The 11,080-nt window shown below is 68.7% G+C and carries 11 protein-coding genes; 2 read left to right on the top strand and 9 right to left on the bottom strand.

What is annotated here, in order from left to right; all coding sequences use genetic code 11:
• Positions 1-16 precede the first annotated feature (16 nt).
• The gene (locus tag CP969_RS34055; protein WP_004980856.1) at positions 17-145 is read right to left on the bottom strand and encodes a DUF6408 family protein; all 129 of its coding nucleotides are present in this window, start codon (positions 143-145) and stop codon (positions 17-19) included.
• Between the two features lie 602 nt (positions 146-747).
• Positions 748-1,020, bottom strand: coding sequence for an HNH endonuclease (locus CP969_RS34705; RefSeq protein WP_078495312.1), 273 nt, complete (start codon positions 1,018-1,020; stop codon positions 748-750).
• A gap of 63 nt (positions 1,021-1,083) precedes the next feature.
• Here CP969_RS34705 and CP969_RS31580 point away from each other — a divergent pair, with 63 nt between their 5' ends.
• Positions 1,084-1,383 (top strand): transposase, encoded by a 300-nt coding sequence (locus CP969_RS31580; protein WP_171817442.1) that lies wholly within the window; start codon positions 1,084-1,086, stop codon positions 1,381-1,383.
• Positions 1,380-2,252, top strand: a complete 873-nt coding sequence (locus CP969_RS31585) for an IS3 family transposase (protein ID WP_150474992.1) — start codon at positions 1,380-1,382, stop codon at positions 2,250-2,252. Before CP969_RS31580 ends, CP969_RS31585 begins: the two co-directional genes overlap by 4 nt.
• Positions 2,253-2,273: 21 nt before the next feature.
• On the opposite strand, the gene CP969_RS33335 is transcribed toward CP969_RS31585, so the two are convergent.
• The 7 genes from CP969_RS33335 to CP969_RS31615 all read right to left on the bottom strand — a co-directional run bounded on the left by CP969_RS33335 (position 2,274) and on the right by CP969_RS31615 (position 10,983).
• Positions 2,274-2,600, bottom strand: a complete 327-nt coding sequence (locus tag CP969_RS33335; RefSeq protein WP_016823790.1) for a hypothetical protein — start codon at positions 2,598-2,600, stop codon at positions 2,274-2,276.
• Positions 2,601-2,833: 233 nt separating this feature from the next.
• Positions 2,834-2,980, bottom strand: a complete 147-nt coding sequence (locus tag CP969_RS33340; protein WP_016823789.1) for a hypothetical protein — start codon at positions 2,978-2,980, stop codon at positions 2,834-2,836.
• 278 nt (positions 2,981-3,258) lie between these two features.
• Complete coding sequence (locus CP969_RS31595; protein ID WP_026084716.1) at positions 3,259-3,858, bottom strand: hypothetical protein; 600 nt, start codon at positions 3,856-3,858, stop codon at positions 3,259-3,261.
• On the bottom strand, positions 3,855-5,672 hold the full coding sequence (locus tag CP969_RS31600) for an alpha/beta hydrolase (protein ID WP_039830802.1): 1,818 nt from the start codon (positions 5,670-5,672) through the stop codon (positions 3,855-3,857). The genes CP969_RS31595 and CP969_RS31600 overlap by 4 nt, the downstream gene beginning before the upstream one ends.
• 8 nt (positions 5,673-5,680) lie before the next feature.
• The gene (locus CP969_RS31605) at positions 5,681-6,145 is read right to left on the bottom strand and encodes a hypothetical protein (protein WP_016823786.1); all 465 of its coding nucleotides are present in this window, start codon (positions 6,143-6,145) and stop codon (positions 5,681-5,683) included.
• Positions 6,146-6,898: 753 nt separating this feature from the next.
• A complete protein-coding gene (locus CP969_RS31610; RefSeq protein WP_026084715.1) occupies positions 6,899-9,847 on the bottom strand; it encodes a DUF5682 family protein in 2,949 nt (982 codons plus the stop codon).
• A 14-nt stretch (positions 9,848-9,861) separates the two neighbouring features.
• Entirely contained in the window at positions 9,862-10,983 is a 1,122-nt protein-coding gene (locus tag CP969_RS31615; protein WP_016823784.1) for an ATP-binding protein, read from the bottom strand.
• Between the last annotated feature and the right edge of the window lie 97 nt (positions 10,984-11,080).

Here is an 11,080-nt window from a genome sequence, read left to right on the forward strand (position 1 = left end):
CCGCCACCGGCCTGCTTCAGAAGAGCAGGTGCGCTGCCGCCATCATGGCGGCCACCAAGAGGTTGGCGACCACATTGATGGCGACGTCCGCCAGGATCTTGCGGAGCCGGGCGTAACGCGCAGGCTGGTACTCGACAGGGTCCATGGATGACCACTCCTTGGTGGTGAGCAGGAATGGTGGGGGGACGGCCCACCGGGCATCCGCTCACACACCGCACGCATGCGTACGGCGATTCACCACCACTGCTCACATGCCTCAGAGGGCACATGAACTCCGCACTCGTACCCCTCCGGGGGGATGCGCAGCACAAGTCACTCTACTTCACGCACAGTTGTACGGTGCTATGGTCGAGGCCGTGCACTCGTCCCGGACCGTCTTGTCTATGGGCAGGTGCGGCTCCGAGCACCAGCGGTCGGCGAGGGGTGCGGCGATGAGCAGGCCATGGCCCGACGTGCTCTTCGGCAACGCAGGACGGGTCAGACTCGGCTGCAGCGTTCGCGAAGCTCGGAGAGAACGGCTTTCTCGCGCGCGTTGACGTTTGCGGAGGAACCGGCAGAACCGTCCCGACCCGTCCCTGGAACCTGCATGGCGACCGCTCCGTCTTCGGCGTTCCCCGGCCGCTCTGTGGGCCAACGACCCGGCGAGCTTCGACCAGGAAGGTCGTACCCGCCTGACGGCAGGGTCGCGCTCGGCACTCCCGCGTCATCAGACGGGGAGTGCCGAGCAGTGGACGCGGTAGCTGGGCCTTATTTCTTCGTCAGCCTGCTGAGTTCGCACAGGGTGCGGTGGTACTGAAGGTATGACTCGTCGATCCGGTGGTCGGCGTGTCGGCGGAGGCGTCCCAGGGAATCGCCTTCATGCGTCCGCCGCACCACGTCATCGACGTCGATGTAGATTTCGAGACCGTCGAAGAGAACGTGGTGGTTGGGGCACAGGCAGAGCAGGTTCGGCAGTTCGTCCGGGCCGTCGTGCGGGGATCCGAGACCGCGGATGTGGGCAGCCTGGCTGTAGGGCTTGATCCGCTTTGGCGGACATCAGAGATCAGGGGTTGAGTCCCCGGAAGGATGTCCACCATGGAGAGCATGGGGAAGAAGAGGCCGCGTCCTCGCCGCTCGTTCACGCCGGAGTTCAAGGCCGAGATCGTCGAGCTGTGCCGACGCGGTGACCGCTCGGTCGGCCAGGTCGCCAAGGACTTCGACCCGACCGGGACCGCGGTGCGCGACCGGGTCAGGCAGGCCGAGGTCGATGCCGGCGAGCGCGACGGCCTGACCAGCAACGAACGCGAGGAACCGGCCCGGCTGCGGCGGGAGAACCGCCGCCTGCGGGAGGACGTGGAGATCCTCAAGCGGGCCACGGCTTTCTTCGCGACGGAGACCCGGTGAACGTGCACCCGTTCATCGAGGCGGAGAAGCAGGCAGGTCACCGCGTCAAACGCGCCTGTGAACTGCTGAAGGTCTCCCGTGCCGCCTTCCATGCCCGCCGCACCGGCGCCGTCGGCCCCCGGGCCGTGCAGGACGCGGAACTGACCGAGCAGATCACCGCCGTCCGCGCCCGGTCCCGAGGCACCTACGGGGCGCCGCGCATCCACGCCGTCCTGCGGCGCGAGGGCACGGCCTGCGGCCGCAGACGCATCGCCCGGCTGATGCGGGCCGCCGGGCTGGTCGGCCGGCACCGCAGGCGGCGGCACCGCACCACGATCCCCGACCCGCACGCCGCAACCCGCCCGGACCTGGTCCTGCGCGACTTCCGGCCCGACCCGACGGCGACCGACGCCCGCTGGTGCGGTGACATCACCTACATCCCCACCGACGAGGGCTGGCTCTACCTGGACACCGTCATCGACATCGCCTCCCGGCGCGTGGTCGGCCGGGCCACCGCCGACCACCTGCGCACCGAGCCGGTCGCCGAGGCCCTGCGGGCCGCCTGCCGCCGACGCCGCCCCGCCGGGTCGGTGATCTTCCATTCCGACCGCGGCTGCCAGTACACCAGCCGTGAATTCGCCCTGCTCGCAGCCGGTTGGGGTATCCAGCTGTCGGTCGGCCGCACCGGCCAGTGCTGGGACAACGCGCTGGCCGAGTCGTTCTTCGCCACCCTGAAGAACGAACTGCTCGGCGACCGTTCCCGGCCGAGCAGGTCCGTCGCCCGCACCGCGGTCTTTGAGCGGACCGAGGGCTGGTACAACTTGCACCGGCTGCACAGCAGCCTCGGCTACCGCAGTCCCGCCGACTACGAAGCCGCCCCGGCGGCCTGACCACCACACTGATGGTGTCCGTCAAAGCGGAACAAGCTCAGTCGGTGTGCGCGGACACCCCGTGGCGAGGGTCAGGACCGGGGTCAGCCGGGTGACGGTGTCGGCGACCTCCTCCTCGACGCGCAGCTGGACCGCGCCCGTGGTGAGGAAGGACAGCCGGGCCCGGTAGTTGTTGTGGGTGTCCTGGTAGCCGAAGGACAGTGCGTACGAGCACGCCTCGCCGGTGGGAACCTTGTCGAACCTCGCCACGGAGCACACGCCGACGTCGGTGATCTCGCCGTCGCGCAGACTGGTGTGGTGGCTGGCGTAATCGGTGGTCAGATTGATGATGCCGGCGCTCGGCACCACCGAGTATTCGGTGGCGGCGGGCCCGAGGGTGGACCAGACGCCGCCGGGGAGGAGCCCCAGTACTGCCGTTCCGCGACCGGCAGCGACAGGTCCGGCAGGGTGCGTCGGAAGTCGTCCTTGAAGAGCCGCTTGTCCTCGGTGAACGTGCGCCGCGGTCCCGGCAGCACGGTCGTGGTGAGCGAGACGTCGAGCGCCACCGGGGCGAAGTAGGAGGCGTCCAGCGGGGGACAGCGTCACGGAGGACCGGCCGCGGCCAGTCCGGTCGCGGCCGCGAGGGGCTGCACGGACGAGGCGGCGCGTGCCGGGGCGGCGACCGCCCCGGCGCGCGGGACGGATGCGGCGAAGGCGGTCAGCAGGCTGCGTCGGGAAGCATTGATCATGCGGCACATGATCGTGTGTTCCGCGCCCGGGCACGGCGTTTCCGGGGAGAACTCCGGCCGGCCCGGACCGGTGCCGGCCCCGCGAGGATCGTCCCCCTGGGGCAACCACCTTGACCACGGGGCAGGTTCGGACCGGTCCGTCGCGGCGGCACCCCACCGGTGGACCGGTCGACAGATCCGAAGGCGAGAGAAAAGCTATGTGAACTCGCGGGGGGCCTGACGGTCTATGCCGGCGAACGCTTCCGTAGGGCTACGATGACGGCTGTTCTGGGGCATCGTCAGTCCGCCGATTCCGTGGGCGAGGCAGAGGGGATCGGCGTGGTTGACGACCAAAAATCGGAGTGAACGTTCGGTCGGGGGATCTTTTTCCCTGCGTAATTGACACCCTTTGGGCTGCTTGTGGGATCGGCGACCGCGGATTCTTCCACGCAAGGAGTCGCCGCCTCGAAGAACGCCTGACCCTGATCGCCGATACTCAGGCTGATGGTGAATCCGTCGGAATCCTCCGCGTAGACCGCAGGGAATTTGGTGCTCTTGTTCACGGCTGTGATTTCATAGCCGCTTTTTTCCCAAAAGCGTTCCACCAGTCCCAGGAAACTTCCGCGCCGCTCCTTGGAGATGATTGTCATCACTGTACGGCGGCGGATGAGGTCACAGCTCGTGGTGGTCGTCTCGTCATGAGTCCACTGCACTTCGGGTTTGATGCTTTCGAGAACTGCATCAAGCATGGCATCGGCGTGCTCTGCGGCCTCCTGCATGTTCATTTCCACATCGCTCTTCCCACTTGAGGCTTCACCTTCCTTTCCTGGTGTTCCGCACCCGGACAGCGCGGCGCTGACCGCAGCTATCACGGAAAGATATTTAAGTTGTTCCTTCATCGCGGTTGGTCTACCTTGATCTCTTGCGAGTTTCCGGAAACGATCAGGGCGATGTTGTCAGCGGAAACGCGATCCTTTGTAGGCGTGAAGTAGTTGGAGTGAGCAGGAGTGGGCCCTTCACCGTCGATGAAGGGCCTTGGCCCGTCATCGACCTGGAAACGTCTGGCTCCGAACGCTTCACTTGCGGGGTCCTTTCCGAACCACAGGTCGTCATCCCCTTGGTCGGCGAGGTCTCCAGCGATGTAGGAGCTCAGCGGTCCGCCGCCGAAGAACAGGGCTCCGGCGGCAGCCTGATGCCTTGAAGGGAGCATGGTGACGGGATCGTTCTCCGCGGATCCTACAAATACATGATCTTTACCGACGCCGAGATCCTCGGCCTTGTCCGCACCGACACCGGGACTACCCAGAAGAATGATGTCGTCAGCCCCGGGGATACCACCCTCCTGTTGGGCTGCCGTGCCGACGGTAAGGGAGCCGTAAGAGTGCCCGATCGCCGTCAGGTGCGGGTTCTCGTGTTCGTTGGTGGCCCCCAGTCCGCTCATGAAACTGTTGTAGGCGGGTGCGCCCTTCTCTGCGTCGTTCATGGACATGACGTCGACGCTCTGGGGGGCGTCGTATCCAAGCCATACGATTGCCGCGCTGGACGAATCGTACTTCTGGGCGCCCTTCGCAGTGTCCAATCCGCGAGCAAGGGTACCTTCTGCGAATTCTTTGTCGAGCTTCGTGCCGAGACCAGGAACATAAGCGGATACATTTTTCGCAGTGTCGGGGTCTCCGTAGCTGACGATCGCGCGGCCGTTCCCTTCGTCACCGATTCCAATCAGATACATGGGTGGCTCGCTGCCCTCGTCGAGCTTCTTCTGGATGCCCCTCAACCCTGTCAGCTTGGTTTGGGATTCATCGTCGCTCCGGCCCTCCATCTGCGCGATGAGCATCCCCAGATTCTCGCGGTTCGCCTCATCGCGCACCGCGATCGGAATACCGTCCAGGTTTCCGATGAGTTCAGGGAAGGCTCTCCTGTACTCGTCGCGCTCCTCGATGCTGAGACTGTCCCACCACTCCTTGCGGTCGGCAGGCGACTTGTCCAGCGGAATGCTGTCCCGGATGTATTCACTCGCGGCCGAGCTGACGGCACCGGCATCGGACGCCACGTTCGCCCACGTCTTCGCGCTGACGGTCAGTCCCGGCGCTGCCTTGAGCTTGCTCAGCGCCCTGCTGTATCGTTCGTCGATTTCCCCGGCCTCGCGCAGGGCGTGGGCGATGCGGTCGGCGATGTCCTGGGCCTTCGCGTGGTGTGGATTCGCGTGGTGCGGGTCGAGGACACCGATCCCGGTACCCGGTGCGTACAACCCGTCGCTGTCAGGTCCGTGCAGCCTCCTGTTGCCGGGGCCCAGCATGCCGTTGTTGCCCACGGCTGTGCCGCCGGGAAGTTCGTCTCCGGTCAGCTCGTTCGTACCACCGGCGGGGTAGGTGACGTCACCGTTCGCGCTGACGGGGTATCCCAGGGCCGCTGCATCCTCCAGTGCCTCCACCAGGCGGCGTCTGGGGGCGGCGATCTCGGACGAGAAACCGTTGAGCGCCCCGCTGACCAGGCCGCACTCGACCCCGGTGTAATGGAAGTTCTCCGAAAGCTTCTTCAACTGCTTCTGCGCTGCGTCCGCGGCCTCACCCTCATTGGCCTTCTGCATCGTCTTGGTGATCTGCTTGTCGATGCGGTCCCTGGCCGCATCGGCCATGTCGCTCACCGCCCGGTATCCGTCCGCCGCCTCCGCGTACTCGGACGGCTTGAGGGCCTTGAGTGTCTTGAGGTCCATGCGGTGGATCACCGACTCCTGCCGTCGGCAGTGGACGTGCCCCCGGAGCCGACCTTGAGTTTGGCGATCTCGGCCTTGACAGCCTCATCGGTCCTCAGTTGGTCGTTACCCGTCTTCTCCAGCACGCCGGCGAGCCCGTCACAGAGCTCGCTGATGTCCTTCACCCGGCGCTCCCACGAGTCGTACACGCCCTGCTGCGCTGCCGCGGTCAGGCACCCGGGCCCCTTGCCGAGCCCTGTTTGGCCGGCCTTCAGCTCCGCCAGTGCTCTGCCGGTGTTGTCCCGCAGGCCACCGACGGCTTCCCCTGCCTTGGACCACACCGCCTTGTCCGACCTCAACCTGCCGGAAGGAGGACCATGAACACCACTCGTGCCGCTGCCGCCCTGGTCAGCCGGCAACTGGTTGAGCTGCGTCTGCGTGGACTGCCGCTCGACCGTTGTGGCCTTGAGCTGCTCCCACTCCTCCCATGCCATGCCTGACCCCTCCCTGTTTCCTGTGATGCGCCGCCGAGCGGATGTGAACGTACGACCGCAACGCCGCGGTGGTCCGGACGAACGGTAACGCTCCTTCACCATGGGCCCCATCCGTATCGCCCATCACGGCACCTGAGTATCTGTACTCAGACGGAACCACGCCTCGACCAGGTCGGACGACGACGCCCGGTGCGTGGGGAGGCGGCGTCAACTCCATTGCGAACCAACGGGGGCACGACCGGGGCCCCAACGTGCCGGCCTGGCGGGTCGGCCGTGCGGTGCCGATCTACCACCGCACGGCCTCCATCCGGAAGTTCGCCACACCCGCCCGCGGTTGGATGGCGTGGCCCAACCGCGCAGGCCATCGGGAACGTTCTCCTCGAACGGGCCCTCTGGCGCGGCGTCCGCGTCGGATGCGGCCGTGGCCGCCGACCGGACCAGGGCTGAAGACGGTGGGGCATGTTCCGCTGCACGGGACGGAGGAGTGTCCGCATGTAAAAGGAGACGAGCCGGATGCCTGCTGCAGACCTCGCATTCTGCGCCTGTGCGCCCTTCCGCGCTTCGAGAGGGCCGCGACATCACAGAGACATGCAGGGCGGTCCTCAGGCACGGACTGTCGGGTAGCTCGAAGTCCTTGACGGCCTGCTATGACCGAGGAACTGTCCGGATAACCAGCAACGCCCTTCCTTGTCGGCGGAGCGCCGATGAGGAAGCGGGGCCGGGTCCCGAGGTTCCAGGACCCGACCGACGCCGTCATGCGCGCGCGAGCAGTGACTCCAGGGCCTTCGACGTGGCTGGGTGACGCGCGGTGAGCGTGGCGCCCGGCGGGGGAGCGCCAGCCGCCGCTACCCAGCCGCCGTCGCAGCCCAGCAGTTCCGCCACCGCGTCGCACGTCGCCGGATGGGTGGCCAGCAGCTCGGCGCCCGGGCGGGCCGCGGCGCCGGTGCCGGCCGGGGCCCATCCCTCGGTGCAGCCCAGCAGATCCGCCACCGCGTCGCAGGTCGCCGGATGGGCCGGGAGCAGCGCGGCGCCCCGGCGGCCTGGGGCGGCGGGCTGCGCCCGGCGGGCCGCGAACGGCTCCGGCTGCTGGAGCCGCCACGGCGGCACCCACGCGTCCAGCGCCTCGAGCCGGCCCGGGAAGATCCGTCCGGCCTCGCGGATCAGCAGCGGAGCGAGGTCCGCGGCGCCCGACCGCAAGGTGGTGATCAGGAGCGGGAGCCAGGGCAGCAGCACCGCGTCCGGCAACCGCCCGAAGGCGTTCGACACCGCCTCCACCACCACGTCCGCCAGCCCCGGCACGGGCTCCAGCGCGTGCACGAAACCGCTGAGGTAGCGCGGATAGGCGGGCACCACCAGCGGGTTGTCCAGCAGCGCCTCGCACCGGGCCCGCAGCTCGGCCCGGGACAGGGTGCCGAGCTGCACCTGCGCCGCCCACAGCAGCGCCGTCTTCGACGGGTCGTCGGGGTGCGACTGGGCGACCGCGAGTTCCAGCTGGGTCCGGTCGCACCCCAGCGACAGGGCGAGGCTCTCCATGCTGAACAGGAAGCCGAGCATCGCGGCGACCTGCCCCACCGTCGCGTCCTCGTCCCGGAACGCCGTCGGCAGCAGGGTGCAGTAGTGGGCGTAACCGGTCTTGGCGAAGGACTCGATCCACGACGGCAGCACCGGCTCGCTGGTGCGGTAGTACGCCAGCAGCGCGCGCACCCGCCGCAGCACCTCCGGCGCGCCGTCGACGCTGCGCTCGGCGGCGAGCACCTTCAGCGCGTGCGTGCCGAGTTCGTCGGCGAGGCGGCGGCTGCCCAGGTACAGGACCGCGTCCTCGACCGCCGCTAGCACGGTCGCCGCGGTCGCCCGCGGCCCGTACGCCTCCTGTCGCAGCCGCTGCTCCAGGACCTGCTCGAGGCTGACCCCCTCGTAGCCCAGCTCGATGAGGGCCCGCTGGTGGGTGCCGAGCGCCAGGTCCCACGACTCCTGGATCGACCGCTCACCGAGCCGCCGCTCGCCCATGATCGGCCGGGCCGCGCCGTGCGGCAGCAGCCGCCGCAGCATCCACAGGACGTCGGAGCACGCCCGCAGTTCCGGCCGGGAGGCCATGTCCAGCAGGGCCCGCTGCACGCCGCGCTGCTGGAGCTTCAACTCCAGCGGCGCGAGCCGGTCGTACACGTCGCGGGCGAGCGGCGGCAGCGCCTCGTAGCCCACCTGGCCGATCCGGTCGCCGCCCATCATGATCTCGACGAGGCGCCGCACGTCCCGCCGCCCGGGCACGGTGTCCTTCTCGATGCAGGTGACCGCCGCGTCCTGGAAGTCGTACGGCGTGGGCTTGGCCCGGTCCCGCATCCCGGCGAGCAGGATCGACGTCTCGAAGACCGCGATGGCGTCGGCGGTGGAGGCCAGATAGCCGTTGCGCCGGGCCGCGCGCACGATGTCCACCGACCAGCCGAGCAGTTCGGCCTCGTCCAGGGCGTCGAGGACGGGCGGCCGGCGCAGGAAGCCGGACAGCCGGTCCGCGGCCGGCGGCTCCTGCGCGGGGACCGCCGCCTGCGCGCCCCGGGCCTTCTTCGCCGCGGACTTCTTCGCTCCCGCCTGGCCCGCCAGCCGGTACGGCTGGACACGGGTGCGCTTGAGCGCCTTCGTCCACTCCGTGGAAGCGATCGACACCGAGCCCGGAGCGAGGCCGAACTGCGCCTCGATCGCCGCGTGACTGGACGGGATCAGCCCGTACTGCCAGGTGGTGGCGGTGCGCGGGGAGATCTCGAACGTGTCGGCGCCGTGCACCCCGAACTCCTCGACGCGGCTGGCGGCGTGGAACGCGCCGCAGACGTAGAGGCAGTCCTCCGGATCGGTGCCGGTCGCCGCCAGGTGCGCGCGCATCCGGGTCCACATGTACCGCTCGCGGTCCTCGTCCACCCGGACCCGGGCGCCGTCACCGGGGACGAGGCGCCGGAACAGGCTGCCGATGAGGAACATGACCTGGCGGTAGGTGTCGTGGTCGCCGTCGCCGAGCGGCACCTCGACGTACTGGTGCCACCACTCCGACCAGTGCCGCACCTTGCCGTGGCGCAGCAGGTGCTCCTCCAGTTCGGCGAAGCGCGGCCGCAGGTCGCCGATCTCGACGCCGACGGCCTCGCCGTGCAGCGCGGCCTCCGCCTCGGGCACCCCGTCCGCGGACGTGCCGGGGTCGTCGTCGGTGTCCTTCGCCGTCGGCTCGTTCCGGGGGTCCCACTGGAAGACGTGGTCCGAGGACCGGTCGACCAGGACCAGTTCGACGCCCGGGGTGTCGAGCGCGTAGGCGATGGCCTGGTACTCGGCGGACGCCTCGGTGATCGGCGCGACGACCGACAGCGGCGCCCACTCCTGGGGGAAGCCGTCGACGTCCCCGGCGAACGCCTGCACCGCCACCGGCAGTCGGCAGTTGCGCAGCTCGGTCAGGAGCGGCGCCATGTCCTCGCACAGCTCCAGGTAGACGACCTTGGGCTGCTTCTCGCGCAGGCGCCGGGCCATGGCGAGCGCCGAGGCGGGGGAGTGGTGGCAGACGGGGAAGACCTCCAGCGGTTCGCGCACCGCGCGGTCGACGTCGTCGACCATGCCGAGCAGGATGCTCTCCAGCGCGTCGGGTCCGCCCGCGAACGTGGCCGCCGCTTCCTGCAGTTGCCCGCGCAGCGCGGAGAACGCGCTGTCGGGGGTTCCACCGGTTCGGTTCATCGCGTGCGTGCCGTTCACGACAGGGTGGCGATCGCGTCGCGGCCGCCCTCGAGGAACTCGGGCCAGGAGCCGCCCTCCTCCTTGCTGCGCGGCTCGACGACGCCGTGCAGGTACTTGTTGAGGATGGCCAGGTCCTCCGGCTCGCGGCGGGTGAGGGAACCGACGAGCGAGGAGGCGAGGGCGCGGGCGGTGAGGGTGCGCTCGCCGAAGAAGTTGCTGTGCAGCACGGCGTCCTCCAGCACACCGATCTGCTCGGCCGTGGACAGCGCGGACTCCAGCTTCTCGTCGTCGCTGCCGGCCGCCGCGGCGGACGCCCGCAGGTCGGCGAAGCTCTGCAGCAGCACGTCCAGCAGGGTCGGCGGCACCTCCAGGTCGATGAAGTGCCGGCGCAGCAGCTCCTCGGTGCGGAAGCGGACGATCTCCGCCTCGCTCTTCTTGTTCGTCACCACCGGGATGCGGACGAAGTTGAAGCGGCGCTTGAGCGCGGAGGACAGGTCGTTGACGCCCCGGTCGCGGCTGTTGGCCGTGGCGATGATCGAGAAGCCGGGCTTGGCGAAGACGATGTTGTCGCTGCCGCCGCTCTCCAGCTCGGGGACGGAGATGTACTTCTCGGAGAGGATGGAGATCAACGCGTCCTGGACGTCGCTGGTGGAACGGGTCAGCTCCTCGAAGCGGCCGATGGCGCCGGCCTCCATCGCGGTCATGATCGGCGAGGGGATCATCGACTCCCGCGACTGGCCCTTGGCGATGACCATGGACACGTTCCAGGAGTACTTGATGTGGTCCTCGGTGGTGCCGGCCGTGCCCTGCACCACCAGTGTGGAGTTGCGGCAGATCGCCGCGGACAGCAGCTCGGCCAGCCAGCTCTTGCCCGTACCGGGGTCACCGATGAGCAGCAGACCGCGGTCGGAGGCGAGCGTGACGATCGAGCGCTCCACGAAGCTGCGGTCGCCGAACCACTTCTGCGAGACCTCCCGGTCCAGGCCGTCGGAGCGCTCGGAGCCGAGGATGAACAGGCGGACCATCTTCGGCGACAGGCGCCAGGAGAACGGCTTGGGGTTGTCGTCGATCGACTCCAGCCAGTCGAGCTCCTCGGCGTACTTGATCTCGGCGGGGGCACGCAGCAGGTCGGACATGGGGAAAGCCTTTCCGTACGGGGACCGCACGACGGACGAGGGGTGTGCGATCGGGTGGGACACGATCGGGTGAGAAGCGATCGAGGGAGGAGTGATC

The organism is Streptomyces viridosporus T7A (assembly GCF_008704515.1).
GTDB classification, from domain to species: Bacteria; Actinomycetota; Actinomycetes; order Streptomycetales; family Streptomycetaceae; genus Streptomyces; species Streptomyces viridosporus.